The organism is Streptomyces sp. NPDC107528 (assembly GCF_055639295.1).
The window spans coordinates 439,245-465,249 of record NZ_JBVKAV010000001.1; the positions used below are offsets into that span (position 1 = coordinate 439,245).

Genomic DNA, 26,005 nt, shown 5'->3' on the forward strand with positions numbered 1-26,005 from the left:
CCTCGCCGCCATGAACGCCGTCACCGGCCTGGCCGGGCTCGCGTCCATCGTCGTCCTGCTCGTGGACCTTGGCCGCCGAATCGCACGTCTCGCATCGCAGGACCACCGGTGACCGGGCCGAGTAGCGCACCCCGGGGCGAGCACGCGCCCGCCCCGGGCGTCACCTGGGAGCACCAGCTCGTCCGCACCGAGACCGTCGTCGCCGACCCCGACGACACGTCCACCCCCGGCATGAACGAGCCGGCGCCGCCCCGACCGAACCGCGAGACCCGCCGTGCACTCGCACGCGCAGCACGGAGGAAGAAGTGACCGACACCCACCAGGGCCGCCCGTCCACACCCGCGGAAGACATCAAGACGCTGTATGACCGTGTTGCCAAGCTCAACGACATCGCGTCCGCGCTCCTCGCCCGCGCGTGGGGATCCGAGGTGGGGATCATCCCGACCGACCACCCGCTGTACGAGGGCGAGAAGCCGGCCACCGAAACCGAAGCCGCCTTCGACGCACGCCAGCCCGCCTACGACGCCGTGTACGCATACCTCCGCGCCATCGGCGACGACATGCCCACCAGCAAGCTGAACCGCAACGCGATGATCTGGCACGCCGTCAACGACGCCCTCGAAGTAATGCCGGGCGCAGAGGACGCGCAGGAACTTGCACAGCACCGCCACCTCCGCGCCGTCGCCGGCATCCACTGCGGCGCCCTCTTCAACCTCCTGCACGACGACGGCGTCCGCTTCCCCGAGAGCGCGCTGCGCATGTACCAGTTGCTCAACGATGAGCTCACCCTGACGCTCGACGCTCTGGCCGAGCAGCACCCGGCATCACTCGGCCTGCCCCCACGGCCAGCCTGCCCCGACCCGATCGAGTGCGGGCACGAAGCGGCGCTCGGCCTGGCTGAGGACAAGCTCGCTCGCGTCCAAGAGATCGCCAACACGTGGGCGCACGAGGGAGCGCCCGGGCCGACGCAAGCCGCGGGCAGATGTCTCCTCAAAGCGCTCGGCGAGCTGAAGGAGGAGCTGTGAATCCGCGTCTCATCTCCAGCCCCACCCTCTGGAAGCAGCACTGCGAGCAGGGCCGCCGCGACGCCGTCTGTGAGTGGCTGAAGGCGAACAACCTCGACCCGCTCGCCGTGCTCTCCACGGAGGACGTGGTCGTCGAGGACTCCGACAGCGGCGGCCGCCTGATCAGATGCATGGTCATCGAGAAGGACTCAGTCGCCGCCGAGGAACGCATCGTTCCCCTGGTCGTCCCGCCTCCGCCGGGCTGGCCCGTACACGCCACGCTGTGACCAGACAACCCACAGCCCGCCGTCCCGTACCCCTGGGACCGGCGGGCTGTCGGCGCCTCCGAGGGTGCCCCCCTCCGCGGTGTACCACCGTCCCTACCCACGGCGCTCAGCCGGTATCCATCCCCAGGTCGGTGTCCGGCCGGCAGAACTGGCATGGCTCGATCGTCGGGTCGGTGAGCGCCACCCGCGCGTCGTGCTCGGTGATGCGGTGCGGTGTGCCTTCGATCATTGAGCAGTCCCCGGCGTGGATGATCGCGGGTTCGGGGCCGCGGGGTGTGCGTTTCTGCTGGACGACGAACTGCGGGCGCACCGAGATCTGCGCCACCGGCGGGAGGTTCGCGCCACCCTTGGGGAGCCGCGGCTTCCGTGAGGGTGGGGCCTCTGCCTGGGTGATGGCGGCCCGGACGGCGTCGCGCTGGAGCCGCAGGTAGATTGCGACCGTCTCGTTCTCGGCGAGCTGCTTCTCCAGGTGCGCCAGGATCGCGCGCAAGCGGGGCGGGTCAGGAGGCAACTCGTTCACTCGTTCGATTCAAGCATGAGGCCCCCACCTCGTCGAGGCGGGGGCCGCGCCTGCTGATTTACTCGGCTCCCTTCCGGGGGCGATCCTTCCCTGACCCGGTGTAGCCGCGCTCTATGTCCTGCACCGTAGCCAGCCTCTCGCGCCGCCGCTTCACAGAGGCCGCGAACAGGTCGGTGCTGTCAAGGAACTCGATCTCCGCTAGCGTTCCCAACCTCGCCGCTGCATGGCGCGCATAGCCAGCATCCCGCGCAGCTTCCTGCACGTCCCACTGGACGTCACGCGCTGCCGCAACGAGACGAGACCGCAGGCTGGCGAGTGCGTTCCGGCGGAGGACGGCATCGGTCTGCGGCGTCTCGTAGTTGCGCGAGCCCATGACGTTGTACTTCGGCAGCTCGGCCCCGATGGCCTTCATCTCGAAGATGTAGGCGGTGCCCCGGTTCGAGTGCCACTCGTCGGTCCGGCGCGAGACCTCCGGCCACCACGGCTTCTTCTGGTGCTCGCTGCACCGGTCCTGCGGCTCGTATGCCGAACCGATGTAGAGCAGGTTTCCGTGGGCATCCCATAGGCGGTAGACGGCTGCGGGCTCACGCCATCTGCGATCACGGTTCGTCTCGTGCTCTACGCTCACTGAGCGCCCTCTCTCAGGGTGTTCTCGGGCCGGGCGGTCTTCCACACCGCTCGGCCTTCTCTCATTCCTCAGTCGGCGCGTCGAGCTCCTCGGCGAGGATCTGCCGGACGCGCCCGAAGCTGATGCTCATCTCCTTGGCGATCTCGCGGAGTGTCATCCCGCCGTCGCTCATCTCCTGAACGGCCTCTTTCCGTCGCCGTCTCCACTCCAGACGAGCCGCGTCCATGGCTGCGTCCAGTCGCCGCGCCCGCTCCGCGGGTTCCACGTCTACGGCCACAGCGGCGATGGCTTCGCGCACGCGCCGCACCTCCTCCGCCCGGTCGTCCATGTCCGTTCCTTCCCGGGGCTGGGAGGCGGATCCGTCCGTGCCGTCTTGTGTAGGAAGCCTACACGCGTGTAGCTTGACTACACAACGGCGCGAGGGACCCCCCTCAACCGTGATCAACAACAAACCCCCGGCCCGGCGCTGGAACGCCATATGGGCCGGGGGCGCCCACCTTCAATCGCGACAAAGAGGCAGGCATGCCCAACCGTACAGATCAACCCCCTGAGCAGCCCACCCCCGCGGACATGGCGCGGCAGCCCAACCAGATCCTCACCACCCCCGACACCGTCGACTCCTGCCAGCAGGAGTACGCGGCTGGCGCTGACATCCGCGGCCGGCTCGGCTGGAAGGACGCCAGCTGATGGGCCTTCTCTCCTGGCTCGGTGGTGGCAACGACCGCGAGCTCGCCAACACGCACTACAAGGGCCGCGAGTCCGCATCGGCTGCCGCCGCTCGCTCACGCGCCCAGGGCCACCGCCGCAACGTCGGCAAGGCCGCCGCCAAGGGCCAGGCCTGGGAGGACCGCGACCGCGCCGGCGACGGCAAGCGCGGCCCCTGGTACCGCGCCACCCGCTGACCACCGCCAGACCGCCCGGCCCCCGCGTACAACATCCCCCGCGCGGGGGCCGGGCTCATCCCGCGCCCAGGAGAGCATCGTGAAGACGCCCACCGGCGACCGCCTCCAACTCACGACCCTGCAACGCCGACTCGTCATCGCCGTCGCCGCAGGGGCCGCCGCGATCGCCGCGATCGGCTTCGTCGGCTCCTACGCCGCGGTCGCCAAGCTCGCCGAGGCGAAGAAGTTCGGGATGTTCGCGATGATCTTCCCGATCGGAATTGACGCCGGCATCTTGGTGCTGCTCGCCCTCGACCTGCTCCTCACCTGGCTACGCATGCCGCTCGCCATGCTGCGCCACACGGCATGGCTCCTCACCGCCGCGACGATCGCGTTCAACGCGGCCGCCGCCTGGCCCGACCCCGTCGGCACCGGCATGCACGCCGTGATTCCGGTCCTGTTCGTCGTGGTCGTCGAGGCGGCACGGCACGCGATCGGCCGGACCGCCGACCTCACGGCCGGACGCCACATGGAATCCGTCCGCATGGTGCGCTGGCTCCTCGACCCGATCTCCACGTTCCGGCTGTGGCGGCGCATGAAGCTGTGGGAGCTGCGGTCGTACGACGAGGTGATTTCCCTCGAACGGCAGCGGCTCGTCGAGCGTGCCCGGCTGCGCGCGCGGTACGGCTGGCGGTGGCGCTGGAAGGCGCCCGTCGAGGCCGTCATGGCGCTGCGGCTCACGCGGTACGGTCGCAAGCTCGATGAGCCGATCACGGCCGTCCTCAACATCGAGCACGGACCAGCTGAGCCGAGCGGCTCAGGCCCGGCTCAGGCTGAGCTGCCCCCGGCTCAGCCCGTCGTGAGCCGTGAGCCCGCCCCCGTTGAGCCTGAGCCCGTCGACTACGAGACGACCGTGCACACCGCCCTCGTCGTAGCCGCGACCGAGCCGATGCGACCGGCCCCCCTGGAGCTGCCTACCCACGCTGACCAGCCGGTCTCACGTGAGCCCGGCTTGAGCCCGGCCGAGCCACTCGCCGTGAGCCACGCCGAGCTGAGCCCTGAGCCCGCCGCTGAGCCCAGTGAGCCGGAGGTCGACGAGATCGAGCAGCAGATCACCGAACTCGCCACCCGGCTCAGGCAGGGCGAGCGGCTCACCAAGACCACAGCGGCTCACGTCCTCGGCGTGAGCCCAGCCACCGCCGGGCGTCGGCTCAAGGACGCCCGCGGCCGAATCAACGAAGGGACCGGGTTCTACCCGTGAGCCGTGACCTGGGAGCCGACGAGCTCCGCATGCGCAGCCTCCTCCGCAAGCACGGCGTCGGCCCGGACGCCGAACTCCCCGCCGCCCCGCCCGGGCCACCCCCGAACGGCTTCGAACCGGAACCCACGCGTGAGGACTGGTGGGCGCACGAGCCGATGGAGGACGAGACCAGCGACGAACCCGAGAATAGGGCGCGCCCCTTCGAGCCGCAGCCCGACTACTGGCCACGCCCCCACGTGCCCGACGTCATCCACCAGTCCCGTGGCCGGGCAGCCGCCGCCGTCAGCCCCGGCACGCGCCGCCTGCTGTACAACGCCAGCGCGGCCGGCGCCGGATGGGCGCTCGGCCTGTACGACCAGTTCGCTTGGGCGATCGCCGACTGCGGGGAGCAGACCAGCATCGGCGGCGCCCTCGTCCTCGGCGTCGGTGGCACCCTCCTCATCGCCCACGTATGGGACCGGCGCACCCGCCACTGGTGGCCCGGCATCGCCTGGGTCGCCCGGATCCCCCTCGCTACCGCCGTCCTCGCGCTCGCCCTGTGGGCGCCCGCAGCAACCTGACCAGGAGACTTCGTGTACACGCACATCATGGCCGCCGCCCCCGGCATCACGGTGGAGGGCGGGAAGATCCTCGGCTCGATCGGTGCCGGCGGGATCGCCCTCGTCCTCACCCTGATCCTGTGGATCGGCATCCGCGACCCCAAGGGCGGCGGCGGAGGCGGGCCCAAGGGCGACGGCGGGGGTGGGAAGAAGTCCCGCATCCGTAAGCGGCTGACCAGCGACCAAGCCCAGTGGACGGGTGTCGCCGCGGGCACGTTCTACATGGTCGCCGGTTCGATCTGGGTGGTCGGGGAGAACCTGTCCGACGCGTTCGCGAGCGTGTTCACCGGCGGCGGGTTCGGCACTGCGGGCATGGGCGCCGTGTCCCTGCTGCTCGCTGCGCTCATGTACTTCCGGGAGCTGTCCCCGGGCAAGGCAGCCGTCACGGGGATCATCGCGGCGGGGGTGTGGGCTCAGGCCGGGGGGATTTGGGGCCTGCCGCAGGCGCTGATCCTGACTGGGGCGCAAGCGATCGGGGCCACCTGATGAAGATCGTTAAAGGGGTGGGGGAGAAGGTCCTCCCCTACTGGATCCGCTCCGAGCTGCGGCCCGTCCTCGTGTTCACGGGGGCGGGCACCACCCTGTGGTCCGGCTCAGTCGTCCTCGCCCAACGAGCCTGGGATGAGCTCCGTGAGCACCTCGGCTTCTGGGAGAGCATCGGCGCCCTCGCGGCCGGCACATACGTCGCCGGATACGGGTGCTGGCAGTCCCCGCACGTCGCCCGCTTCGCCGTCCCCGCCGGCCTGGTGGCCTGGTGCGTGGCCGCCTGTTGGGCTGCGCCCCCTGCCAAGCCGACGCCCGGGCCCGTCCCCAGGGCGGCAGCCGAGGAACACCCCGCCAACGCCCCGAACGACGTGCACGCGGCCACCCTCGAATGGATCTGGCAGCAGATCGGCGACCGGCAAGGCGTCCACCTCCGCGACCTCCTCGAACACGCCCAAGCCCACGGCATGTTCACGGACCTCCAGGTGGCCGACCTTCGCACCCACCTGGAGCGGTGGCAGATCCCCGTCCGCAACCGTGTCCGCGTGCGCGGCCTGGGCGTGACCGTCGGCATCCACCGCGACGACCTTCAGCCCCCTCCTGAACCCCTCCCCGACCCCGACAGCCAGGACCCCCCGAATTCCGAACTACACCCCGCGTGACCTGCAAAACCACACCTCAACTACAGCCCGGCTACACGGGCCGACTACAGCCCGGGAGAGCCCCTCATGCCGTACCTGTACCGCTGCAGCAGATGCCGCGCATCGTCCCCTCCCGGCTCGCGCCGTGACGCTGAGGCGTACCGGCAGCAGCACCGCGACACCGAACACGGGGGCCTCGTGCCCGACGGCGAGTCCATCGACCGCGTGCCCGGGAGCGCCCCGGATCCGGACGGCCGGTACGTGAGCACGGGCGTAGTACTCGCGGTGCTGGCGCTCCTCGCGCTCGCCTCGATCGTCGCGCGGCTGCTCGACCACTGACCCACCACAAGCCCCGGTGCGGGCCGTTCCCAACCGCCAAGAAGAGCGCGGCCCGCACCGGTCCACCCATCCCGAACACACGAGACAGGAGATCGCCATCATGGCACTCGGATGGACGACCAACCCCGACCCGGACGACGAGCGACTGGAGGGCCACGAGACGACCTACCAGGCCAGCCGGGGCGGCTACTTCCCGGAGCCAGACAAGCCGGTACCGGGTTCTCCGCAGGACCAGCAAGGGGACTGACCGCCTGCCACACTGGAAGCTGCGCGCCGGGTAATGCCCGGCAACCCCTGGGAACGGCCCCGCCTCACATTCCCCCGTCGAGGCGGGGCCGCCTCATGTCACAACTCAGGCACATCCCCTCCACACGGTGCGCACACGGCAGGATGATGCCGATCACGCACCAATCACCCTGGGGGGACTCATGACTGACGCCACGCCACCACCCATGCCTGACTTCCCGCCGCCCCCTCCGCCGACTCCGACGCGAGGACGCACGAACTCCGTCATCATCGGCTCCGCTGCCGCGGTAGTCGCCACGATCGTCATCACGGGGGCGGCCCTCGCAAGCAGCAACAGCAGCGATGAGGCCAAGCCGGCACCGACGGTCACGGTCACCCACACCGCCGAAATGACCGATCAGGAGATCCTCGACAAGTCGATGGAGATCCTGGACGCCGCCGAGTGCGACATCGATGCGGGTATCGAGCCGGATGTCACAGTCCCCGCGATCGAGGAAACCGAGGAGGAGCCGGCCGGGCCGCTCTCCTCAATCGATGAGGGCACGTACCTGGTTGGCGAGGATGTGAAGGCCGGGTCGTACAAGACCTCGGGCCCGAGCAGCAGCATGTGTTACTGGTCGCGGAACAAGGACGACTCGGGCGAGTTTGGGTCGATCATCGCGAACGACATCCTTCAGGGCCCAGGCCGGGTGACGCTGAACAAGGGTGAGGTCTTCGAGACGAACGGGTGCGAGACGTGGGAGCTGGCGAAGTGAGGGCTCTGCCGCGCGCCGCCATCCTGCTCACCGCCTGCCTGCTACTCGCCGGGGCCGCGGTCGGCTGCTCGAAGTCCGCCGACGAGAAAGCAGCGGACTGCGCCGCCGCGCTCACGGACCGGACCGGAGGCGATGCCTCGGACAAGCCGACCGTCAGCGAAGCGAAGGAGCGGGTCGACGCGCTCGACGACACGCTCGCCGACATGGTTCGTTCCGGGTACGAGGGTGTAGCCAAGGACGCGGCCGACACGCTGGAGGAGAAGACCGGGAGTGGGGGGAAGGGCAAGCCGGAGGCCTGCGAGCCGCTGCCGGAGGGCGACTACACCGCGCTGCTGATGGCGAAGGCGATCGACGGCCTGGGGTGGACCGGCGAGGACGGCCAGTTCGACAAGCTGAAGATGGTGGAGAGTCTGGGCGACTAGAGCCTCTGTCGTGGTGAGGCCCCGCTCCGGGAGGGTTCCGGGCGGGGCCTTCGTCATGCGGTGGGGCTACCGGTCCAGGCGCCCCGCGACTCGGATCGTGTGGCCGCACGGGGTCCACGTCACGGTGGACTCGTCGCCGTCGATCGGCACGCTGATCGTGAGCCCGTCGGCGTTCCTGTGGTGGGGGAGCATGAAGGTTCCAAGGCCCGTCACGGTGACTTCGAGTCCGTCGATGCCCGGGGTGGTCGGGCAGAGCGGGCAGAGCTTGGCGAGCCGGTGTTCGGCCGCCTGGACTGCCGCGTCCCACAGTTCGAGTGGCCAGACGGTCGGCACTTCGATGTTGCTCATGGGGTGGGCTCCTCGCCCGGGCGTTCGTAGCTGTGCGGGGCGATACCGTTGGCCGCATAGCTCATGCCGTCGAGGAACTCAGGTTCGACGGTTCCGGCCATGTCGTCGCGCGTCGCGCGGATTTCCCCCGCCAACTCGGCCGCGTAGTTGCCGATGAGCTCGTCCGCCTCGAACTCGTCCAGACCGACGAGCCCCGGGCTCCGTAGCTGCTGGGTCAGTCGGTCGCGTGCAGTCATGCCGGCTTCTTCTGCGCTCATGCGTTCTTCTCCTCGCTGCTCACCGGGCGCTCGAATGCGGCTCGCAGCGACGCGCCCACCGAAGCCAGCCGTGCGCCCAGAGCCTCCCGCGCCTCGTCGCTGATCACCAGGCGAGGCATAACGAGCGCTGACTGGCCGGACCCGTCGGGCAGTGGCGGCGTCTCGTCGTCGTGGCGTTCGACCTGCCGCAGGGCGCGGTCGGCACTGGGGTACGGGCGGTGGGTCATGCGCTCTTCTCCTCTGGCCTGTCCGGGAGTTCGGCGTCCGTCCGCCGCAGGTACCAGCGCACCAGGTCTTTGATGACGGCCGCGCGGTCCCCGCCGGGGGCGCGGTCGGCGAGGTCTGCCCAGTCCTGGTCTTCGATGCGGACTGATCGGTGCTTGGTCTTGGGGGCGTTCGGCATGGGTCCACGGTATCGCGGGTGTACGGACACCGGTAGCCTCCAACCCCTTGCGGTGTACGTACACCCCGCGCTACGGTGTACGTACACCAGGAACGAGGGGGACCCGATGAACGCCGCAGCCACCACCCACCAGCGCACCAACTGCCTCCGCTGCGGGCGTCGTCTCACCTCGGCCAAGAGCTGCGCCACCGGATACGGACCGACCTGCACCCGCAAGGTCCGCGAAGCCGCCAAGGCCGAGATCATCGCCACCTACAAGGCCCACCAGATCGCCAAGGCCGAAGAGCTCATCGAGCAGGGCGCCCTCATCCCCCTCCGCGCCGGGATCTACCTCGCCCCCTCCTCCGACGGCGAGCGCACATACAAGGCCCACCGCACCGCCTGCTCCTGCCCGGCCGGGATCAAGGGACTGCACCCCTGCAAGCACCGCATCGCCGCTCACATCCTCAGCCTCGCTGCCTGACCGAGAGGACCCCGTCATGGACCGGCCCAACCTGGATCGCGCCAAGCAGTACGACCACGAGTACTCCGAGGACGGCGGCCGCACTTGGATCCCGACCAACACCAACTGCTCCGCGATGGTTGAAGCCGAGGTCCTGTACGCCGAAGAGCAGGGCAACCCCGTGGCGGTCGCCGGCCAGGTCGTCGTCATCGACGAGGGCGCCAGCCTCACCCGCTGGACCCCTCGCTCGTAACCCGCCGCCGCCTGACCGCCCGACACGACAGGAGAAACACCATGCAGGTCATCACCGTCACCGACGACGGCACCCTCCGCATCGAGTTCACCGCCGACGAGGCGAAGCAACTCCGAGACGACCTCGAACGCAATTGGAACAGCACCTACAGCACGGCCAAGGAGTTCGTCCGCTACGTCGACACCCTGTACGGCGAACGCCCGGCACCGACGTTCCCCGGCGGCGGCTCCTGACCCCTGCATGGCCGAAGCCCCCTGATCCAACGGACCAGGGGGCTTCCCCCTGCGCCCGGAAGATCACCACCTCGGATCGGGCCACAATCCGACCATGCCCGACTACCCGGCCCGCTGCCCCGCCCGCAATTTGAACGGACGCATGTGCTGCAACCGCGCCGGGCAAGGCACCAAGCACCCCGGCTACGGGCACTGCTTCTGGCACAAAGGATCACAGCAGCACGTCGAGGAGGCATGGGCCATGGCTCACGAGATCGCAGCCGAGCGGAACGTCACCCCACACGAAGCGCTGCTCGACCTCGTCCGCACAGCAACCGGCCGCGCCGCGTGGGTCGATGGTGTCCTCGCGCAGGAGATGCGCGAGCACGTCGAGGCGGGCGGCGATCCGCTGAAGCCGCCGCCCTCGCTGACGAAGTGGCTCGCTCAGTCCCGTCTGGAACGCAAGCTCGCGGCTGCTACGGCGAAGCAGGCCGTCGACGCCGGCGTCATGGTCGCCCTGGAGCGCCGTCTGGATCTGGAGGGCGAGCTCGTCGCGTCCGCCCTGTCGGCTGCCCTGGATTCGCTCGAACTCGACTCGGAGCAGCGGATGCTGGCGCTCGGTGCGGCGCAGCAGCACCTCCTCGGTGCCGGGGGCACCACGACCCCGGAATGATCTTCCCGGCCGGGTGCTTACCGTCCCGGGCCATGAGACTCCTGCTCACCGGGGCGTCCGGGTTCGTCGGCTCCGCCGTCCTCGCCCACGTACTCGACCACACCGACTGGCACATCGTCTGCCCCGTCTCGTACCGGCACCACGGCGACGGCGCCCGCATCAACGCCGTCCTCGACGAACGGCCCGACGCCCGCGGCCGGGTCGACGTCCTCGCGCACGACCTCGCCCTGCCGATCACTCCGCTCCTCGCCGAACAGATCGGCCCGATCGACTACGTGTGGAACATCGCCTCCGAATCGCACGTCGACCGCTCCCTCACGGACCCGGTGCCGTTTGTTCGGAACAACGTCGAGTTGATCCTGAACATGCTGGAGTACGCGCGCCTGGCGAAGCCGCGGCTGTTCCTGCAGATGTCCACGGACGAGGTGTTCGGCCCGGCCGGCCAGGGCTACCAGCACCACGAGTGGGACAGCATCCGCCCCTCCAACCCGTACGCCGCGTCGAAGGCTGCGCAGGAGGCGATCGCGTACTCGTACTGGCGCGGCCTCGGCGTACCGCTGATCGTCACCAACACGATGAACCTGCTCGCGCCGGCACCGCAGGCCGCGGAGAAGTTCATCCCGAAGGTCGCGCGCGCCATCTTCCGCGGGGAGAAGCTTCCCGTTCACGCCTCACCGGACGGGGTGTCCGGCTCCCGCTGCTGGGTTGACGTACGGGACTTCGCCGCCGCCTGGCTGTGGCTCACCGAGCACTTCGACGGCGACGAGCGGGCCACCTACTACCCAACCACCCCGGACGGACCGCTGCGCTACAACATCGTCGGCGAGGAGGCGTCCAACCTCGACGTCGCCCATCGCATGGCCGACGCGGCCGGACGGCCCCTCGACTACGAGCTGGTCGACTACCACTCGCAACGCCCGGGCCATGACCACCGGTACGCCCTCGACGGGAGCAAGCTCGCCGCGCTGGGCTGGCCCGGTCCGCGTCCGCTGGACGACACGCTGGCGGACATCGTGGCGTGGTACGCCGCCAACCCGCAGTGGCTCAACGCGTGAGCGGGGTCTTCCGGGCCGCGGTCATCCCGACCCGGGACCGGCACGACATGCTCGCCGACTGCATCAACTCGATCGCCGACCAAGTCGACGCCGTGTTCGTCATCGACAACCTGTCCTCGCCGCCCATCGACCCGGAGCCGTGGCACGGCAAGGTCGCCGTCGCCTCCGTGCCCATCGACCCGCCGAACATCAGCCAGCTTTGGAACATCGGCCTCGCGCTCGCCGACGCGGCCGCGCACCGAACCGGCGCCAGCGAGTGGGACATCGCAGTCCTCAACTCCGATGTCGTCGTCCCGGCCGGCTGGCTGATGTCCCTGTCGATGGCCATGCGCGGCAGCCCGGCCGTGCTGGCCTACCCCGACGAGCACGGCGGCCGAGACGTCGTGCTGCACACGAAGGCCGAACCGATCGACCTGCGGCAGCGGATCACCGGATACGCCTACCTGCTGCGCGGCGAGGTGGGGCTGCGCCTCGACGAGTCGATGGCGTGGTGGTTCTCGGATGACGACCTTGACTGGCAGGCCCGCGAGCGGGGCGGCGCCCTCCTCGTGCCCGGAATCCCCGTCGAGCACCGCTGTCCGAACGGATCGATGTACGAACGCCCCGAGCTGCAGGAGCAGGCAGGCCGGGACCGGGAGACCTTCGCAAGGAAGTGGGGGCGGACCCCATGGTGAGGAGCCACATGAGAATCGCAGTCACCGGAGGCTCCGGCTTCCTCGGGCAGGCGGCCATCCGCGCAGCTGAGCAGGCTGGTCATGAGGCGTGGTCGTTCGACCGTGCTCACGGCCACGACATCCTCGGCGACCTGGGCGCGCTCCGCGGCGCTGACGTCGTCGTGCACCTGGCGGGGATGCTCGGCACCTCGGAGCTGTTCGACGCGCCGGAGTCCGCCGTGCACGCCAACGTCATCGGCACCCTCCGCGTGCTGCGCTGGTGCGAGCAGAACAGCGCGTCGTTCGTGGGCATCAGCATGCCGCCCGTCTTCCCCAGCGTGTACACGGCGACGAAGGTGTGCGCCGACCGGCTCGCGACCGCCTGGCATCAGGCGTACGACGTTCCCGTCTCCCACGTCCGCGCGTTCAACGCGTACGGCCCGGGGCAGAAGTGGGGGCCCGGCCATCCGCAGAAGATTTTGCCGACGTTCGCCCGTGCGGCGTGGGAGGGCAGGCCGCTGCCGGTGTGGGGCGACGGCGAACAGACCATGGACCTCGTGCACTCCGACGACGTCGGCCGGATGCTCATCGACGCCGCCACCCACGGGGACGACGTCACCTTCGACGCCGGCACTGGTGTCGCGGTCACGGTGAACGAGCTGGCCCGGGCCGTCCTCGACATCACCGGCTCGACCGTCGGAGTGGAGCACCTGCCGATGCGGAAGGGCGAGACGCCGACGCGGATCGTTGCCACGGGTGAGGGCTGGGACCGGCTGGACTGGAAGCCTGAGCACTCGTGGGCGCGCATCGGATCCGTGGTCGACTGGTACAGGAACGCGTCGTGAGCGACGTCGCTATCCTCACCGCGATCTACGACTCCTATGACGAACTGAAGCCCGTGCTGCCGCAGGCCGGCGTCGACGTCGAGTGGGTGGTCGTCACGGACACGATCCCCACGGTTGAGGAAGCCGAGGGCTGGTGGATCGTGCACGAGCCCCGTCCGGGCGTGCATCCGAACCGTGCGGCGAAGCGACCGAAGTACGAGCCGTGGAAGTACACGGACGCGCCCGTCTCCATCTGGGTGGACGCGTCGTTCCGTGTCGTCTCCGACCGGTTCGCACTGGAGGCGACAGCCGCCCTGACCGACGCCGATCCGATCGCGCAGTTCGTGCACCCGTGGCGGGACTGCTTGTACGCGGAGGCCAAGGAGTCCGCGGCGCTGGCGAAGTACGAGGGCGAGCCTGTGCTGGAGCAGGCGGCGAACTACGCGGAGCACGGTCACCCCGAGGGCTGGGGCCTGTGGGCGACCGGCGTCATCGGCCGCCGACACACGGACGCCGTGCGGGAGCTTGGGCTGCGCTGGTCAGTGGAGACCGATGCGTGGTCGTTCCAGGACCAGATCTCGCAGCCGTTCGCGCTGCGGAAAACGGGGCTGCGTCCGATCGCACTGCCCGGGAGTCATCTGGCCACGCCGTGGCTGGCTTACGAGGGGAGCGCGAGGCACGGATGACCAGCATCGAAATCGGCGGCGGGACGCTCGTCCAACCAGGGTGGATCAACCTCGACTCCCGCAACGGAGACGGCGACTGGCGGCGCATGGCGCAAGAGACCCCGTGGCCGACCCCGGACAACAGCATCGACGCGATCCGCGCCAGCCACGTCATGGAGCACATCCCCGCCGGGCAACCGCGCATCGACGTGATGAACGAGGCGCACCGAGTCCTGCGCCCGGGTGGCGTGTTCGAGATCATCGTGCCGATCCTCAACGACCCCCTGTCGTGGCATGCGATCGCGGACCCGACGCACGTGTCGTTCTGGGTGCTGGAGTCGTTCCACTACTTCGACGGGCACTTCGCGGCGAACGCCGACTACGGGATCCGTCTGTGGAAGACGCTGGAGCTCAGGGTCGAGGGCGGCTTCGAGTGCCACTGGAAGGGCACCCCGCGGTGAAGGCGGGCGTCACCGTGGTGACCCCGTTTCACGAGCAGCGGCGCGCGAACGGGATGCTCGACCGCGCCGCCCGCTCCGTCCAGGCACAGACCATCCCCGTCGAGCACATCCTCGCCGAGGACGTCCACCACATGGGCGCCGCCATCACCCGCGCCCACGGCCTGGCGCTCGTTGAGACGGAGTGGACCGCGTTCCTCGACAGCGACGACGAGATGGACCCCGACCACATCGAGCACCTGGTCGCCCACGCGGCCGAGACCGGCGCTGACTACGTGTACCCGTGGTTCCGCGTGCAGGGTGGGAGCGACCCGTTCCCGATGTTCTTCGGCCGCCCCTTCGACCCAGCCTGCCCCAATTCGACGACGATCACGATCCTCGTGCGTACCGAGCTGGCGAAGGAGGTCGGGTTCGCCCGCGACCCCAACGTGCAAGTCTCCGGCGAGGACTATGCGTTCACCCTCGGCTGCGTCGCCGCCGGAGCGAAGATCGTGCACCTGCCTCGCCGGTCGTGGACGTGGCACCACCACGGGAAGAACTCCGCAGGCCTGCCCGACCGCGGCGACGCCCGGCGGCACTGAGCCCCGGAACCCGCCGACCGTCGAACACCCCACAATCCGACCATGACCACCGAGGACCGGGCCCACGTAGCGCAGCGCGCAGCCGCCGCGCTCGGCGCCCTCCTCACCCCACGATGGCAGCCACTCCCACACCAAATCCCGCCGCCCGGCAACTGGTACGGCTGGCTCCTCCTCGCCGGCCGCGGCGCCGGAAAGACCGACGCCTGCGCCGAGTACATCGCCCGCCACGTCGCAGGACCCCCATGCCTGCCAGGCCCCGTCCCGCACTGGGTCGGCATCATCGCCCCCACCCAAGGCGACGCCGTCACCGCCTGCGTCTCCGGCCCGTCCGGCATCAAAGCCCACGACCCCACCGCTCGCGGCCCAATCACCTCCGCTGGCGGTACCGTCGTCCGGTGGGCCAACGGCAGCCAGGCCAAGCTGTACGGAGCCAACTCGCCCGAAGACGTTGAGCGTCTCCGCGCCGGCGGCAACACGTGCATCGCCTGGCTGGAGGAGTTCGCCGCCTGGCGATACATGCAAGAGAGCTTCGACCAGCTCCGTTTCGGCCTGCGGTCCGGGCCGCGCCCGCACTGGGTCGCCTCGACCACCCCGAAGCCGAAGCCGCTACTGAAGCGGCTCATGCAGGGCGAGGTCGCGAACGTGGTCACCACCGCGGCCACCATGTACGACAACCCTCATCTGCCCGCGCACATCCGCGAAATGCTCGAAGACGCCTACGCCGGCACCGACCTCGGCGAGCAAGAGCTGTACGGCCGCGTCCTCGACGAGATCAGGAACGCGCTGTGGAGGCGCAAGGCGATCGCCGCATCACGGATGCGCCTCGACGACCTGCCCGACCTGATCCGGCGCACGGTCGGCGTCGACCCGTCCGGCGGAGCCGGGGAGCAGGGCATCGTCGTCACCGCGAAGTCCGGGCTGATCCTGCCTGGCGTTCTGCCGGGCCCGGAGCCTGACCCCGATGAGCCCGCTCCGGTCGGTGTGCCCCGCCCACAGCCGCACGGCTTCGTCCTCGATGACCGGTCGTGCCAGCTCCCGCCGGAGGGTTGGGGTCAGCGGGCGGTACAGGCCGCCATCGACTGGGAGGCCGAAGACGTGGCGGTGGAGGTGAACTACGGAGGGGACCAGGCGATCGCGGTGATCCGTACTGCGATGGAGAAGCTCGGCGTCGACATTCCGGTGCGGAAGGTGCGGGCTACGCAAGGCAAGGCGATCCGGGCGCAGCCGGTGGCCGCGCTGAGTGCGCAGGGTCGGTGGCATCACGCTGGGACGTTCCCCGAGCTGGAGGACCAGCTAGCTACTTGGTACCCGGAACTCGGCTGGTCGCCGGACCGGTTGGACGGCATGGTGTGGGGGCCGTGGCACATGAAGCTCGTCGGCACGATGCCCCACGGTCAGGGCTCGCTGGGCTCGGATCTCGCCAGAAAGCAGATCGCCGGAACGCGGCTACGGTGACCGGCATGGACACCTGGCTGCTGCTCATCGTGATGGCGCTCGCCACCTACCGGCTGACGAGGCTGGTGGTCGAGGACGTGTTCCCGCCGGTGCTGTGGCTACGCGACCGGCTGGCCGGAGGCTGGCGGCCGTTGACGTCGATCGAGGAGCGCACGCTGACCGTCCTCCCTGGGGAGAAGGCGGCCGAGCTTCGGCAGGTGTGGTCGGTCGACGAGGACGGCGAGAACCGGTACGTCTACCGCTGGCGCTACATCCCGCAGTGGATCGCCGACCTGTTGTCTTGCCCGTGGTGCGCGTCGGGGTGGATCGCGGCCGGGGTGACAGCCGGAGTGTGGGCCACAGCCGGGCTGCCGGTGCCGCTACTGATGTGGCCAGCGGTGTGGGCGGTCGGCGCGCTGATCGCAGCACAAGAGTGGGCGTAACCCAACACCCCGGAATGATCTTCACGGGCTCCGGCCTACCGTCCCCCGCAGACCCAACCGAGCAGGGATGCGGGAGCGCACATGGCCTGGTGGCACGCCTTCACCCGACGCGGACCCCTGCCCACCCTCAACGAACCGCAGGCCGAACCCCACGCTGTCACCGCCGCCGCGACCGCAGTCAGCAGCCCGCGCACCGACCTCATCCGCACCACCGACGTCTGGCAAGACGAAGCGTGGACGTACTACGACACGCTCGGCGAATTCCGGTACGCCGCCGACTGGGAATCCAACATGCTCAGCCGCGTCCGCTTCTACGCAGCCAAGCTGGAGCCCGGAGCCGATGAGCCCGTACGCGCCGACGCCGGCACCGCCGTCGACCTCATGACCCAGTTCGCTGGTGGTGTCGCAGGGCAGGCGCAGATCATGGCCGGGCTCGGCACACAGCTGACCGTCCCCGGCGAGGGCTACCTCATCGTCGAGAACGTGCAGGGCGTCGAGAAGTGGTCCGTACGCTCCATCGACGAAGTCCGGGCCGCACGCGGCAAGTACGAAGTCATCGACGAGAACAGCCCCCGCACCGGCTACAACTGGCGGCCCCTCGCACAGGAGTCGATGGCGCCGATTCGGGTGTGGCGGCCGAACAAGCGGTACCACCACATGGCCGACTCCCCGGCGCGCGCGGCCCGTACGACCATGCGGGAGCTGGAGCTCGTCAACCGGCACATCGTCGCCCAGTACCTCAGCCGGTTGGCGTCGGCCGGCGTGTGGCTCGTACCGGATGAGATCACGTTCCCGGTACGGGAGGAGTTCGCCGACGCGGCGGATCCGTTCATGGCGGAGTGGATCGAGATCGCGGCCGAAGCGATCCGTACGCCCGGCACCGCGTCGGGGGTGGTGCCCATCCCGATCAAGGTGCCTGCCGAGTACGTCGACAAGATCCGGCATCTCGACTTCACCCTGAAGATCGACGACAAGATCATTGAGAAGCGGGACAGCGCCATCAAGCGGCTCGCCTCGCAACTCAACGTCCCACCCGAGGTGCTCCTCGGCATGGGCGACCTCAACCACTGGAACGCATGGGCCGTCGACGAGACGAGCCTCAAGGTGAACGTCGCCCCCGACGCCGAACTCATCGCCGCCGCACTCACCACCGGCTACCTTCAGCCCCGCCTCAAAGCCTCCCGGGTGGAGGACTGGGCGCGGTGGGTCGTCTGGTACGACATGAGCGAACTCACGCTCCGCCCGGACCGCTCCGACGACGCCATCGCCCTGTACGACCGGCTCGAAATCAACGGCGCCGCGCTCCGCCGCGAAACCGGCTTCGACGAAGCCGACAAGCCCAGCGACGAGGAGCTGAAGGAACAGGGCCTCAAGGTCATCATCAAGACGCTGCCCTCCGGCGGCCCGTCGGCCCTGTCGCTCCTCACCGGACAGCGGGTGGAAATCAAGCCCGTTTCCCTCGAACCCACACCGGGCGACACCCCCTCCGACACCGACGCAGACCCGCCGCCGGACGAAGACCGCACACCACCGGATCCAGACGGCGCCCGCGACACCGCCGACCAGCTCAGGCAAGCCGCGGCAGCCGCCCGACAGGAGCGGATGGTGCAGCAGGCGCAGGCCCTGCACGCCGTCCGGTTCGCGACCGGACGGCCCGCGGAACTGCTGCACCCGCCGCTGTGCGCGCAGCACGCCTACAGCTGCCCGTTCACGCATGCCGCGCTGAAGCTGCACTCGCTGCCGAGACCGGGCACGTCCGGCGTGTATGAGGCACGCCTCGATCCGTTCGGCCGGTTCACGATCGGCAGGCACTCGCCGCTGCTGAACATCAGCGGGTTCTTCTCGACGATGACTCGGAGCTCGAATGGCCACGCTTACAGCCGCAGCTGACGGCTCCCACACCTCCGGCGCGATGATCGCCCTGATGCCGACCGTCGAGGACGCGGAGCGGCTGGCAATCGACGGGGGCGAGCCTGCGGAGCAACTGCACTGCACGCTCCGGTACCTCGGCAAGGGCGCGGACTTCGACGAGGCTGCGCGGGCCGCGATCGTGGATTCGGTTCGCATGCTGGCCGAGGGCCTGCCGCCGATCACTTCGAAGCTGTTCGGTGCCGCGCACTGGAACGGCAACGGCGACGAGCCGTCATGGGTGTGGTCCGTCGGCGACGACCCCGAGCACGGTCAGTCGCTGGAGGCGGCTCAGGGCATGGCCGAAGAGGCGCTCCTCGCAGCGCCGATGGATGTCGAACTGCCGGAGCCGCACACGCCCTGGGTGGCCCACGTCTGCGCTGCGTATTCGGCTGACCTCGACCTCATCATCGAGCTGGAGGAGCGGCTCGGTCCGGTCACCTTCGATCGAGTCCGGGTGGCGTTCGCTGGGAATCACACGGACATCCCCCTGAGTAGCACCGTCACGGCGGCCGCTGGTCCGCTGCGCCGCCAGCCCACCGAACTGGAGACCCGAAGCCGCGCCGACTTCGCGCAGATGGACAAGGCGTGGCACGAAGCCGTCGACGCCACCGTCGCCTCATGGGCCGACATCCAGGCCGCGCAGCGCAAGCAGATCACCGCCGCCGTGCAGGCCGCTGCCGAAGCCGACGACCTCGACCGCCTCGACGAGTTCACCGTCGACAGCGACGACGGCGCCCGTCTCCTCATCGCCCGCATGATCTCCTATGCGCGCGAGGCAGGCGAAGCCCAGCAGACCGAAGCCGAAGCTCAGGGCGTCACTGTGCCGGAGTGGTCGCTCGATGACGAGGCGCTCACCGCCGCGGCGATCCGGGACCGGCTGCGGCAGATCGGCCGTACGGCCGCCCGGATCCTCGGAGTTGGGCTCGTACAGTCAGCGGTCCGTCAGGCCATGCGGGTATGGGGCTCCGGCTCCGCGTCGCACGTCGCTGCCGCCGTCGACGAGCACCTCGCGGCCCTGTCGCAGGCGGCGGTCGAGGAGCAGATCGGTGCGGCCATGACCGCCGCGCAGAACGAGGGCCGCATGGCCGTCCTCGCCGTCGCCCCGCCCGGCACCTACGTGGCGAGCGAAGCCCTCGACAAGTCCTCGTGCAAGCCGTGCCGCGACATCGACGGCACCCAGTACACCGCCCTCTCGGAGGCCCGCACCGCCTACCCGACGGGCGGATACACCGGCTGCCTCGGTGGTTCACGCTGCCGCGGGTTCCTCGTCGCCGTGTGGCCCGAGGACGAGGTCGACGAGGAGCAGGCAGCAACAGCCGGAACGATCATGGCGTTGGCTGCGGCCACAATGCCGCCGACCGACATCGAGCAGGGAGGCACCGTGGCGTACAGCACTGTGCAGGACCACCCGGACTGCGGTGCTGACACGCCGTGGGCCGTCGTCGACGAAGAGGGCGAGCTGCAGGGCTGCTACGCCACCCAGGAAGAGGCGGACGCCGCCTGCGCCGAGATGGACGACGACGCCAAGCCGGGCGACGACAGCATGGACTACACCGGCGCGACCGCCCCGTGGGAAGGGCCGCTCGCCGTCGAGGGCATCGTCACCGGCGACGGCAGAGAGTTCGCACCCGGCGCCCTCACCTGGGCTGAACTTCCTTTCCCGCTCAGGTGGAACAAGGAAGACTCCCACGGCGGCGAGGCCCGCACCATCGCCGTCAACGTCGGCCGGATCGACGAGGTGTGGCGCGACGGCAACCGCATCATGGCCCGCGGCGTCCTGGACCTGTCCGACGACGACGGCCGCCGCGTCCACGCGAAGATCGAAGGCAAGTTCCTGCGCGGCGTCAGCATCGACGCCGACTCCATTGGTGACGCCGACGTCGAGTACGTCTTCCCCGACGACGTGAACGCCGGAACCGGCGGCGATGAGGACGACCTGTTCGAGATGCTGTTCGCGCAGCCGGAGAAGGTCGTGTTCCACGGCGGCCGCATCCGGGCCGCCACCCTCGTCGACATCCCCGCGTTCGCCGAGGCCTACATCGCGCTCCTCGACGAGAAGGGCGCGGTCGTGGCCGGCGGGCAGCCGGTGACCGAGGCCGAGCTGGCGGAGATGAGCGCCGCGGAGGAACCGACGCCCACGCCCCGGCCGCTGCGCGCGGTCACTGCCGGCGCGGAGGCGTCGCGGCCGCCGGCGGAGTGGTTCACGGATCCGAAGCTGTCGCTGCCGACGCCGATCACGGTGACGGACGACGGCCGGATCTACGGGCATGCGGCGCAGTGGGGGTCGTGTCACATCGGGCAGGACGAGGTGTGTGTGCAGCCGCCGCACGAGGAGGAGCACCCGTACTACCGCACGGGCGAGGTGGTGTGCGCGGACGGCTCGCGGGTGGCGGTCGGTCAGATCACGGTGGGCACGGGGCACGCGCCGCTGCGCTACGGGGCGACCCCGGCCGCGGAACACTACGACAACACGGGTTCCGCGGTGGCGGACGTGGCGGTCGGCAACGACGCGAACGGCATCTGGGTCGCGGGGGCCATCCGGCCGGGGGCGGATCCGCTACGGGTGTACGAACTGCAGGCGGCCGGGCAAGTCAGTGGGGACTGGCGGCGCATCGGCGGTCAGCTGCGGCTGGTGGGCCTGCTGGCGGTGAACGTGCCTGGTTTCCCGGTGCCGAAGATGCGGGCTCGGGTCGCGTCGGCTGCGCCGGGCGAGGGGGAGAAGACGGTCAAGGCGCTGGTGGCGGCTGGGCGTCCGACGGTGGCGTGGGGCCGGTCGCAGGCTGATGTGGAAGCGGATGCGGTGCGGATCGTGATGCGGATGCTGTCGCGTCGCGTACACCCCGGAGGGAGGTGAGTAAACGTGTGCAGCTGCAATAAGAAGCGTAGGCCGCAGCCCCCTCCGCCGCCCCCGCCGAGCGTCTGACCTTTACTTTCACTGGACCGGTCAACCTAATTGACCTTTACGCAATAGTGTGCTATGCGCTAACCTCCGTGATCAAAGGGCGTGAATGAGCCCGCAACCAACCCTTCGATCACGGAGGACCACGTGCCTGCCGAAGAGCTCTTCACCGCCCCGTCCGACCTCAAACTCTCCAGCGACGCCGACCTCGCAGAGCTGGAGACCCGCGCAGTCGCCGAGTTCAACCGCGTCAGCGAACTCGAATCCGTCGACCCCGACACGCTCGCCTACGCGATGCGCCTCACCGACGACCTCGACCGCATCCGCGGCGAACTCCGCGTCCGCGAGGTCCGCGCCGAGCAGGAGGCCAGCCTCCAGCAGGCCCGCGTCGCCGACCAACTCGCCACCCTCCAGGCCCGCGTCAACGGCGCCCCCGCCGCTCAGGCCACCACCGAGCAGGCCGCACCCGTCGACGCCGAAGCGATCGCGCAGGCCACCGCCCAGGGCGTCACCGCCGCCCTGAGCGCGTTCATGATGGACCGCCGCGGCGGCACCGTCCGGCCCGAGGAGATCGCGCGCCGCGCAACCGCCTCTCTCGCCGAGACCGCACAGCACGCGCCGAAGCCGAACGTCCCCACGCAGCGGCTCGCGATCACCGCCTCCGTCGACATCCCCGGCGTCGCCCACGGCGGCGACCTCACCAGCTTCGACGCCGTCATCGACGTGGTCGGCCGCAAGGCCAAGTCCATGGCGGTCACCAGCGGCAACCCCAACTACCAGACCGTCGCGTCGATCAGGAACGAGTTCGCGCACTCCATCGACGACCGCACCAAGCCGTCCGAGGTTGAGGAACTGTTCCGCTTCCTCACCAGGCGGGACGGCCAGACCGCCGAGGCGCTCGTCGCGGCCGGCGGATGGTGCGCACCCAGCGAGATCCGCTACGACTTCTTCAACATCGCGGGCAGCAGCGGCCTGATCGACCTGCCGACGTTCGGCGTCACCCGCGGCGGCGTCCAGTTCCCCGTGAGCCCGTCCCTGGCCGACGCGATCGACGGCGGCGCGTTCGCCCCGTTCGCCGAGACCTTCGACAACACGTCGAACCCGTGGCTGTGGACCGAGGCCGACGACATCGCCGCCGCCACCGGATCCCCGACGAAGCCGTGCGTGCGGGTGCCCTGCCCGGACTTCGACGAGGAGCGGCTGGAGGCGTACGGCATCTGCCTCACCGCGGGCAACCTCGCCGACGCCGCGTACCCCGAGGCGACGGCGAACATGATCCGTCTGCTGATGGCCGCGCACGACCACGCCGTCAACGCCCGCCTGATCGCCCTGATGCTGGCCCGCTCCTCCTCGGCGATCACCATCTCGGGTGGTGCCGCCACCGACGCGGCCGCGCCCCGCATCTTCAACGCCGCCGGCCTCGCTGCCACCGACTACCGCGAGCGGTACGGCATGGCGCTGGAGGACGTGCTGGAGATCGTGTTCCCGGCGTGGGTCCGGGAGGTCATCCGCGCCGACCTCGCCTGGAAGGCCGGCGTCGAACTGCAGGCCGTCAGCAACGGGGAGATCGACCGGTTCTTCATCGAGCGGAACGTCCGTCCACAGTGGGTCGACGACTGGCAGGTGCGTGGCGCCTCGCAGTTCGGCAACGCGACCGCGATGACCGCCTGGCCGACCACCGTCGACTTCCTGCTGTACGCGGCGGGCACGTTCATGCACGGCAACGGCATGAGCCTCGACCTGGGCGTGGTCCGCGACAGCGTCCTCAACTCGACGAACGACCACACCGCCGCATGGTCCGAGGAAACCCACCTCGTCGCCCGCGTCGGCCACGCGTCCCGCCGCTACACGGTCGGCTTCAACGTCAACGGCAGCACCAGCGCGCTGCTGTCCGGCACGGTCCGGGTCTGACCCGGCCGCCGTGAACCGAACCGACGCTGAAGGGTGGTGAGCACGAGTGGCACGCCAGTTGATCGACCTGCCTACGACGTTCACCACCCTGCCGTACGGGTTGTGGGACACGATCCAGACGCCCAGCCCCGACAGCGTGCACTGGCAGCAGGGCGTGACCTGGATCGAGCGCTGCCCGACCGGTGACACGACGTACGACGAGTGCCTGTCGGTCACCGGCACCGGCGCCCCGCCGGAGCCGCCCGTCAAGACGCCGAACGTCACGCAGGAAGCCCGCGGGGCAACGCCGTTCACGGTGGTCGCGGAATTCCAGTGCACGCCGATCGGGATGGGCGAAGCGCAGAGCGTCGCCCAAGACGCGCTCGCCCGCGTCGAGCAGCAGCAGCTGGAGACGGCGTTCTGGACCGGCCAAGCCGCAGACCAGACCGTCGTCTTCCCGCACCTTGCTGCTGACGGGGAAGTCCTCGACGGCGAGATCGTCCTGCAGACGACCGCCTCCCCGGTCATCACCGGCGCGGACGCGGCGACCGCGCTCGGCGCGCTGGAGCAGGAACTCGCCGACTGCTACAAGGGCCAGGGCCTGATCCACGTGCCGCGTTCGGTGCTGCCGACGCTCGCCGCGTGGAAGCTTGCCCGGCTCGACGAAGTCAGCGGGCGGCTGGTCACCCCGTCCGGGAACCTGATCGTTGCCGGGGGCGGCTACACCGGCAGCGGCCCGGACGGGGCAGCCCCCGCCGACGGGACGTCATGGATCTACGCCACCGGCGCCGCGTTCGGCTACCGGTCCGACGTGTTCTTCACGACGGTCCGTGACTCCCTCAACAGGTCCACCAACACCCTCCGCATGCAGGCCGAGAGGACGTACCTGATCGGCTTCGAGTGCTGCCACCTCGCGGCGCACATTGTCCTGGGCGTGCCCACCGAGTAGGAGATAGATCATCATGGCTACGGTCTCCACGTGCGCCACCCCGATCAAGGGCACGCACATGAGGGTTATCGAACTCGACACCTGTGGTGTCCCCATCACCGGCGCGTCCGGTCTCGTCGTCGTCACCCGAGGCTTCGTCCAGGTGCAGATGGAGCCTCAGTACGAGGACGGCACCGAGTTCTTCGAGCGGACCGCGTCGGGGCTTCCCTGCGTGAACCAGAAGGACGACCCCACGCTGAAGCGCATGAACCTGACCTCGCAGTTCTGCGAGATCAACACCAGCGCGGTCGCCCTGATGATTTCGGCGCGGGAGCTCACCGTCGGCACCCCGACCACGGGTACAGGCTTCGCCGTGTCCGAGGGCAACCCGGACCGGCGGTACTCGCTGGAGGTGTGGCAGGAGGTCGCCGGGGCCGGCGCCTGCGACCCGTCCGGCGTGCAGCGGTTCATCTACAACGCGTGGCCCAACGTCGGCGCGACGCAGCTCGGTTCGTACATGGTTGAGAACGGCCGGTCCACGCTGGAGACCACCAGTGAAAGCCGCGCAGCTACAGCGCAGTGGCTGGCGCTGGTCGGCGCGGACTACCTGCCAGCCGGAGCAACGCTCGACCTCGACGAGCACTGGTTGTGGAACGTCACCACCACAGAGCCGCCGACGATCGCCTGCAACCCGACGACGCTGGCCGCGTAGCACCATCCCGAGAGGGGGAGCCATGGCGCTTGCCCAGTACAGCGAGCTGTTCTGGTTCCCCTCCGGGGAGTTGGCGACCGACGTACCAGCGAGGGTGTTCGTCCACAACGCGAACACCCTCGCCACGCTGTACGCCGACGCGGGCGGCACGACGCCGCTCGCGAACCCGGTCTCGACGTCTGGGACGGGGCGGCTGGAGTTCTGGGCTGAAGAGGGCCGCTACTGGGTCCACATCGACAGCGAAGCGTTCGAGGTCGCCGTGGGCGCCGCGGCCCAACCTGCGACGCAGGCCGACATCACCGCCGCGATCGCAGCCGAAGTCACCCGGGCCGACGCGACCTACGCGACGCTCGTTGTCGTCGACGCACTGTCCGGCACGGTGACCGCCCTGTCGGGGACAGTTGGCACTCTCAACACCTTCGTGACGGACTGCCTCAACCGGGTCGCGGCGATCGAGAACGGCACCGCATTCCTGAGCGCACTCAACGTGGACGGCGACGCTCAGATCGCCAACGGCAACCTCACGATCACCAACTTTGTGAAGGGCTACCGCTACCGCACCGATGGCGGCGCCCTCGACTGGGAGGGCACCGGCAGCGACCTCGTCATCAGCGTCTGGTCGGGCACCGGCTTCAACGGAACCCAGCACTCGTACTTCCGGCTGAGTGCCGACGCCCAGAACGTGCAAGTGGCGGGGAAGGTCGAGTTCGTCGACGCCCTGTACGGCGCCACCCGGCACGTCCTCGACGGCGCGGCCAACACCGCGGGCTTCTTCGGCGCGAGCCCGGTTGGCCGGCAGGCGGTGTCGGGCTCCTGGGCGGACGGCTCCGCCGGAGAGTCCCTCGCTGCAGCGCTCGCCAACCTCGGCCTGATCACCGACAACACCACGCCGTGAGAG

General features: G+C 69.7%; 38 protein-coding genes. 31 read left to right on the top strand and 7 right to left on the bottom strand.

The annotated features are described in order from the left end of the window. Positions 1-108: 108 nt before the first annotated feature. From ACZ7L5_RS02150 to ACZ7L5_RS02160, 3 genes are read left to right on the top strand one after another with little or no spacing between them, the layout of a single operon-like run. Positions 109-309 (top strand): hypothetical protein, encoded by a 201-nt coding sequence (locus ACZ7L5_RS02150; RefSeq protein ID WP_471513600.1) that lies wholly within the window; start codon positions 109-111, stop codon positions 307-309. Continuing rightward, a complete protein-coding gene (locus ACZ7L5_RS02155; RefSeq protein WP_471513602.1) occupies positions 306-1,025 on the top strand; it encodes a hypothetical protein in 720 nt (239 codons plus the stop codon). Before ACZ7L5_RS02150 ends, ACZ7L5_RS02155 begins: the two co-directional genes overlap by 4 nt. Further along, on the top strand, positions 1,022-1,291 hold the full coding sequence (locus ACZ7L5_RS02160; protein ID WP_471513604.1) for a hypothetical protein: 270 nt from the start codon (positions 1,022-1,024) through the stop codon (positions 1,289-1,291). The genes ACZ7L5_RS02155 and ACZ7L5_RS02160 overlap by 4 nt, the downstream gene beginning before the upstream one ends. Before the next feature lie 106 nt (positions 1,292-1,397). On the opposite strand, the gene ACZ7L5_RS02165 is transcribed toward ACZ7L5_RS02160, so the two are convergent. The 3 genes from ACZ7L5_RS02165 to ACZ7L5_RS02175 all read right to left on the bottom strand — a co-directional run bounded on the left by ACZ7L5_RS02165 (position 1,398) and on the right by ACZ7L5_RS02175 (position 2,767). Continuing rightward, positions 1,398-1,781, bottom strand: a complete 384-nt coding sequence (locus ACZ7L5_RS02165; protein WP_471513606.1) for a DUF6233 domain-containing protein — start codon at positions 1,779-1,781, stop codon at positions 1,398-1,400. Positions 1,782-1,869: 88 nt separating this feature from the next. Beyond that, on the bottom strand, positions 1,870-2,439 hold the full coding sequence (locus ACZ7L5_RS02170; protein ID WP_471513608.1) for a GIY-YIG nuclease family protein: 570 nt from the start codon (positions 2,437-2,439) through the stop codon (positions 1,870-1,872). 61 nt (positions 2,440-2,500) lie between these two features. Then, the gene (locus ACZ7L5_RS02175; RefSeq protein ID WP_471513610.1) at positions 2,501-2,767 is read right to left on the bottom strand and encodes a sigma factor-like helix-turn-helix DNA-binding protein; all 267 of its coding nucleotides are present in this window, start codon (positions 2,765-2,767) and stop codon (positions 2,501-2,503) included. Positions 2,768-2,961: 194 nt separating this feature from the next. Here ACZ7L5_RS02175 and ACZ7L5_RS02180 point away from each other — a divergent pair, with 194 nt between their 5' ends. From ACZ7L5_RS02180 to ACZ7L5_RS02225, 10 genes are all read left to right on the top strand, one after another. Continuing rightward, on the top strand, positions 2,962-3,126 hold the full coding sequence (locus ACZ7L5_RS02180) for a hypothetical protein (protein WP_471513612.1): 165 nt from the start codon (positions 2,962-2,964) through the stop codon (positions 3,124-3,126). Beyond that, positions 3,126-3,341: a hypothetical protein gene (locus ACZ7L5_RS02185; protein ID WP_471513614.1), complete on the top strand. Its 216-nt coding sequence runs from the start codon at positions 3,126-3,128 to the stop codon at positions 3,339-3,341. The genes ACZ7L5_RS02180 and ACZ7L5_RS02185 overlap by 1 nt, the downstream gene beginning before the upstream one ends. A 79-nt stretch (positions 3,342-3,420) precedes the next feature. Further along, positions 3,421-4,581 carry a DUF2637 domain-containing protein gene (locus ACZ7L5_RS02190; protein WP_471513616.1) on the top strand — a complete coding sequence of 387 codons (1,161 nt, stop codon included), beginning with the start codon at positions 3,421-3,423 and terminating at the stop codon, positions 4,579-4,581. A 29-nt stretch (positions 4,582-4,610) separates the two neighbouring features. Continuing rightward, positions 4,611-5,141, top strand: a complete 531-nt coding sequence (locus ACZ7L5_RS02195) for a hypothetical protein (protein ID WP_471513618.1) — start codon at positions 4,611-4,613, stop codon at positions 5,139-5,141. 12 nt (positions 5,142-5,153) lie between these two features. Continuing rightward, on the top strand, positions 5,154-5,666 hold the full coding sequence (locus ACZ7L5_RS02200) for a hypothetical protein (protein ID WP_471513620.1): 513 nt from the start codon (positions 5,154-5,156) through the stop codon (positions 5,664-5,666). Beyond that, a complete protein-coding gene (locus tag ACZ7L5_RS02205; RefSeq protein WP_471513622.1) occupies positions 5,666-6,325 on the top strand; it encodes a hypothetical protein in 660 nt (219 codons plus the stop codon). The genes ACZ7L5_RS02200 and ACZ7L5_RS02205 overlap by 1 nt, the downstream gene beginning before the upstream one ends. Positions 6,326-6,391: 66 nt before the next feature. Beyond that, positions 6,392-6,643, top strand: a complete 252-nt coding sequence (locus tag ACZ7L5_RS02210; protein ID WP_471513624.1) for a hypothetical protein — start codon at positions 6,392-6,394, stop codon at positions 6,641-6,643. 100 nt (positions 6,644-6,743) lie between these two features. Next, complete coding sequence (locus ACZ7L5_RS02215) at positions 6,744-6,890, top strand: hypothetical protein (RefSeq protein WP_471513625.1); 147 nt, start codon at positions 6,744-6,746, stop codon at positions 6,888-6,890. A 205-nt stretch (positions 6,891-7,095) separates the two neighbouring features. Further along, entirely contained in the window at positions 7,096-7,644 is a 549-nt protein-coding gene (locus tag ACZ7L5_RS02220; protein WP_471513627.1) for a hypothetical protein, read from the top strand. Next, a complete protein-coding gene (locus tag ACZ7L5_RS02225; RefSeq protein WP_471513629.1) occupies positions 7,641-8,066 on the top strand; it encodes a hypothetical protein in 426 nt (141 codons plus the stop codon). Before ACZ7L5_RS02220 ends, ACZ7L5_RS02225 begins: the two co-directional genes overlap by 4 nt. Positions 8,067-8,132: 66 nt before the next feature. Here ACZ7L5_RS02225 and ACZ7L5_RS02230 read toward each other — a convergent pair whose 3' ends face one another. Genes ACZ7L5_RS02230 through ACZ7L5_RS02245 form a run of 4 tightly spaced genes read right to left on the bottom strand, consistent with a single transcriptional unit; the run spans position 8,133 to position 9,074 of the window. Then, positions 8,133-8,414: a hypothetical protein gene (locus ACZ7L5_RS02230; RefSeq protein WP_471513630.1), complete on the bottom strand. Its 282-nt coding sequence runs from the start codon at positions 8,412-8,414 to the stop codon at positions 8,133-8,135. Further along, the gene (locus tag ACZ7L5_RS02235; RefSeq protein WP_471513632.1) at positions 8,411-8,671 is read right to left on the bottom strand and encodes a hypothetical protein; all 261 of its coding nucleotides are present in this window, start codon (positions 8,669-8,671) and stop codon (positions 8,411-8,413) included. Before ACZ7L5_RS02235 ends, ACZ7L5_RS02230 begins: the two co-directional genes overlap by 4 nt. Next, on the bottom strand, positions 8,668-8,898 hold the full coding sequence (locus ACZ7L5_RS02240) for a hypothetical protein (RefSeq protein ID WP_471513634.1): 231 nt from the start codon (positions 8,896-8,898) through the stop codon (positions 8,668-8,670). The genes ACZ7L5_RS02235 and ACZ7L5_RS02240 overlap by 4 nt, the downstream gene beginning before the upstream one ends. Further along, on the bottom strand, positions 8,895-9,074 hold the full coding sequence (locus ACZ7L5_RS02245; RefSeq protein ID WP_471513636.1) for a hypothetical protein: 180 nt from the start codon (positions 9,072-9,074) through the stop codon (positions 8,895-8,897). Before ACZ7L5_RS02245 ends, ACZ7L5_RS02240 begins: the two co-directional genes overlap by 4 nt. A gap of 106 nt (positions 9,075-9,180) precedes the next feature. Here ACZ7L5_RS02245 and ACZ7L5_RS02250 point away from each other — a divergent pair, with 106 nt between their 5' ends. From ACZ7L5_RS02250 to ACZ7L5_RS02335, 18 genes are all read left to right on the top strand, one after another. Continuing rightward, on the top strand, positions 9,181-9,537 hold the full coding sequence (locus ACZ7L5_RS02250) for a DUF6011 domain-containing protein (RefSeq protein ID WP_471513638.1): 357 nt from the start codon (positions 9,181-9,183) through the stop codon (positions 9,535-9,537). A gap of 16 nt (positions 9,538-9,553) precedes the next feature. Next, entirely contained in the window at positions 9,554-9,769 is a 216-nt protein-coding gene (locus tag ACZ7L5_RS02255; RefSeq protein WP_471513640.1) for a hypothetical protein, read from the top strand. A 41-nt stretch (positions 9,770-9,810) separates the two neighbouring features. Further along, complete coding sequence (locus tag ACZ7L5_RS02260; protein WP_471513642.1) at positions 9,811-10,002, top strand: hypothetical protein; 192 nt, start codon at positions 9,811-9,813, stop codon at positions 10,000-10,002. 94 nt (positions 10,003-10,096) lie between these two features. Beyond that, positions 10,097-10,654 carry a hypothetical protein gene (locus ACZ7L5_RS02265; protein WP_471513644.1) on the top strand — a complete coding sequence of 186 codons (558 nt, stop codon included), beginning with the start codon at positions 10,097-10,099 and terminating at the stop codon, positions 10,652-10,654. A gap of 32 nt (positions 10,655-10,686) precedes the next feature. Then, a complete protein-coding gene (locus ACZ7L5_RS02270) occupies positions 10,687-11,709 on the top strand; it encodes an NAD-dependent epimerase/dehydratase family protein (RefSeq protein ID WP_471513646.1) in 1,023 nt (340 codons plus the stop codon). Further along, on the top strand, positions 11,706-12,383 hold the full coding sequence (locus ACZ7L5_RS02275) for a glycosyltransferase family 2 protein (RefSeq protein WP_471513648.1): 678 nt from the start codon (positions 11,706-11,708) through the stop codon (positions 12,381-12,383). Before ACZ7L5_RS02270 ends, ACZ7L5_RS02275 begins: the two co-directional genes overlap by 4 nt. An 8-nt stretch (positions 12,384-12,391) precedes the next feature. Further along, positions 12,392-13,207: an NAD-dependent epimerase/dehydratase family protein gene (locus ACZ7L5_RS02280; RefSeq protein WP_471513650.1), complete on the top strand. Its 816-nt coding sequence runs from the start codon at positions 12,392-12,394 to the stop codon at positions 13,205-13,207. Next, positions 13,204-13,872 carry a glycosyltransferase domain-containing protein gene (locus ACZ7L5_RS02285; RefSeq protein WP_471513652.1) on the top strand — a complete coding sequence of 223 codons (669 nt, stop codon included), beginning with the start codon at positions 13,204-13,206 and terminating at the stop codon, positions 13,870-13,872. The genes ACZ7L5_RS02280 and ACZ7L5_RS02285 overlap by 4 nt, the downstream gene beginning before the upstream one ends. Continuing rightward, positions 13,869-14,312, top strand: coding sequence for a class I SAM-dependent methyltransferase (locus tag ACZ7L5_RS02290; RefSeq protein WP_471513654.1), 444 nt, complete (start codon positions 13,869-13,871; stop codon positions 14,310-14,312). The genes ACZ7L5_RS02285 and ACZ7L5_RS02290 overlap by 4 nt, the downstream gene beginning before the upstream one ends. Then, positions 14,285-14,890: a glycosyltransferase family 2 protein gene (locus tag ACZ7L5_RS02295; RefSeq protein WP_471513656.1), complete on the top strand. Its 606-nt coding sequence runs from the start codon at positions 14,285-14,287 to the stop codon at positions 14,888-14,890. The genes ACZ7L5_RS02290 and ACZ7L5_RS02295 overlap by 28 nt, the downstream gene beginning before the upstream one ends. 42 nt (positions 14,891-14,932) lie before the next feature. Further along, positions 14,933-16,345 (top strand): terminase large subunit domain-containing protein, encoded by a 1,413-nt coding sequence (locus ACZ7L5_RS02300; RefSeq protein ID WP_471513658.1) that lies wholly within the window; start codon positions 14,933-14,935, stop codon positions 16,343-16,345. A 5-nt stretch (positions 16,346-16,350) separates the two neighbouring features. Further along, entirely contained in the window at positions 16,351-16,767 is a 417-nt protein-coding gene (locus ACZ7L5_RS02305; protein WP_471513660.1) for a DUF1360 domain-containing protein, read from the top strand. Between the two features lie 81 nt (positions 16,768-16,848). Continuing rightward, positions 16,849-18,657, top strand: a complete 1,809-nt coding sequence (locus tag ACZ7L5_RS02310; protein WP_471513661.1) for a hypothetical protein — start codon at positions 16,849-16,851, stop codon at positions 18,655-18,657. Then, the gene (locus ACZ7L5_RS02315; RefSeq protein ID WP_471513662.1) at positions 18,632-21,532 is read left to right on the top strand and encodes a hypothetical protein; all 2,901 of its coding nucleotides are present in this window, start codon (positions 18,632-18,634) and stop codon (positions 21,530-21,532) included. The genes ACZ7L5_RS02310 and ACZ7L5_RS02315 overlap by 26 nt, the downstream gene beginning before the upstream one ends. Before the next feature lie 192 nt (positions 21,533-21,724). Continuing rightward, a complete protein-coding gene (locus tag ACZ7L5_RS02320; RefSeq protein ID WP_471513663.1) occupies positions 21,725-23,488 on the top strand; it encodes a major capsid protein in 1,764 nt (587 codons plus the stop codon). A gap of 46 nt (positions 23,489-23,534) precedes the next feature. Then, complete coding sequence (locus ACZ7L5_RS02325; RefSeq protein WP_471513664.1) at positions 23,535-24,416, top strand: hypothetical protein; 882 nt, start codon at positions 23,535-23,537, stop codon at positions 24,414-24,416. Positions 24,417-24,429: 13 nt separating this feature from the next. Next, positions 24,430-25,107: a hypothetical protein gene (locus tag ACZ7L5_RS02330; protein WP_471513665.1), complete on the top strand. Its 678-nt coding sequence runs from the start codon at positions 24,430-24,432 to the stop codon at positions 25,105-25,107. A gap of 22 nt (positions 25,108-25,129) precedes the next feature. Continuing rightward, positions 25,130-26,002, top strand: coding sequence for a hypothetical protein (locus ACZ7L5_RS02335; protein WP_471513666.1), 873 nt, complete (start codon positions 25,130-25,132; stop codon positions 26,000-26,002). The last annotated feature ends 3 nt before the right edge of the window (positions 26,003-26,005 follow it).

Bases quoted from the DNA above. Each gene is read 5' to 3' on its own strand.
- ACZ7L5_RS02175 (WP_471513610.1), bottom strand. From the start codon at position 2,767: ATGGACGACCGGGCGGAGGAGGTGCGGCGCGTGCGCGAAGCCATCGCC.
- ACZ7L5_RS02180 (WP_471513612.1), top strand. From the start codon at position 2,962: ATGCCCAACCGTACAGATCAACCCCCTGAGCAGCCCACCCCCGCGGAC.
- ACZ7L5_RS02185 (WP_471513614.1), top strand. From the start codon at position 3,126: ATGGGCCTTCTCTCCTGGCTCGGTGGTGGCAACGACCGCGAGCTCGCC.
- ACZ7L5_RS02195 (WP_471513618.1), top strand. From the start codon at position 4,611: ATGCGCAGCCTCCTCCGCAAGCACGGCGTCGGCCCGGACGCCGAACTC.
- ACZ7L5_RS02205 (WP_471513622.1), top strand. From the start codon at position 5,666: ATGAAGATCGTTAAAGGGGTGGGGGAGAAGGTCCTCCCCTACTGGATC.
- ACZ7L5_RS02210 (WP_471513624.1), top strand. From the start codon at position 6,392: ATGCCGTACCTGTACCGCTGCAGCAGATGCCGCGCATCGTCCCCTCCC.
- ACZ7L5_RS02215 (WP_471513625.1), top strand. From the start codon at position 6,744: ATGGCACTCGGATGGACGACCAACCCCGACCCGGACGACGAGCGACTG.
- ACZ7L5_RS02220 (WP_471513627.1), top strand. From the start codon at position 7,096: ATGCCTGACTTCCCGCCGCCCCCTCCGCCGACTCCGACGCGAGGACGC.
- ACZ7L5_RS02230 (WP_471513630.1), bottom strand. From the start codon at position 8,414: ATGAGCAACATCGAAGTGCCGACCGTCTGGCCACTCGAACTGTGGGAC.
- ACZ7L5_RS02235 (WP_471513632.1), bottom strand. From the start codon at position 8,671: ATGAGCGCAGAAGAAGCCGGCATGACTGCACGCGACCGACTGACCCAG.
- ACZ7L5_RS02240 (WP_471513634.1), bottom strand. From the start codon at position 8,898: ATGACCCACCGCCCGTACCCCAGTGCCGACCGCGCCCTGCGGCAGGTC.
- ACZ7L5_RS02245 (WP_471513636.1), bottom strand. From the start codon at position 9,074: ATGCCGAACGCCCCCAAGACCAAGCACCGATCAGTCCGCATCGAAGAC.
- ACZ7L5_RS02250 (WP_471513638.1), top strand. From the start codon at position 9,181: ATGAACGCCGCAGCCACCACCCACCAGCGCACCAACTGCCTCCGCTGC.
- ACZ7L5_RS02255 (WP_471513640.1), top strand. From the start codon at position 9,554: ATGGACCGGCCCAACCTGGATCGCGCCAAGCAGTACGACCACGAGTAC.
- ACZ7L5_RS02260 (WP_471513642.1), top strand. From the start codon at position 9,811: ATGCAGGTCATCACCGTCACCGACGACGGCACCCTCCGCATCGAGTTC.
- ACZ7L5_RS02265 (WP_471513644.1), top strand. From the start codon at position 10,097: ATGCCCGACTACCCGGCCCGCTGCCCCGCCCGCAATTTGAACGGACGC.
- ACZ7L5_RS02270 (WP_471513646.1), top strand. From the start codon at position 10,687: ATGAGACTCCTGCTCACCGGGGCGTCCGGGTTCGTCGGCTCCGCCGTC.
- ACZ7L5_RS02280 (WP_471513650.1), top strand. From the start codon at position 12,392: ATGAGAATCGCAGTCACCGGAGGCTCCGGCTTCCTCGGGCAGGCGGCC.
- ACZ7L5_RS02290 (WP_471513654.1), top strand. From the start codon at position 13,869: ATGACCAGCATCGAAATCGGCGGCGGGACGCTCGTCCAACCAGGGTGG.
- ACZ7L5_RS02300 (WP_471513658.1), top strand. From the start codon at position 14,933: ATGACCACCGAGGACCGGGCCCACGTAGCGCAGCGCGCAGCCGCCGCG.
- ACZ7L5_RS02305 (WP_471513660.1), top strand. From the start codon at position 16,351: ATGGACACCTGGCTGCTGCTCATCGTGATGGCGCTCGCCACCTACCGG.
- ACZ7L5_RS02310 (WP_471513661.1), top strand. From the start codon at position 16,849: ATGGCCTGGTGGCACGCCTTCACCCGACGCGGACCCCTGCCCACCCTC.
- ACZ7L5_RS02315 (WP_471513662.1), top strand. From the start codon at position 18,632: ATGGCCACGCTTACAGCCGCAGCTGACGGCTCCCACACCTCCGGCGCG.
- ACZ7L5_RS02330 (WP_471513665.1), top strand. From the start codon at position 24,430: ATGGCTACGGTCTCCACGTGCGCCACCCCGATCAAGGGCACGCACATG.
- ACZ7L5_RS02335 (WP_471513666.1), top strand. From the start codon at position 25,130: ATGGCGCTTGCCCAGTACAGCGAGCTGTTCTGGTTCCCCTCCGGGGAG.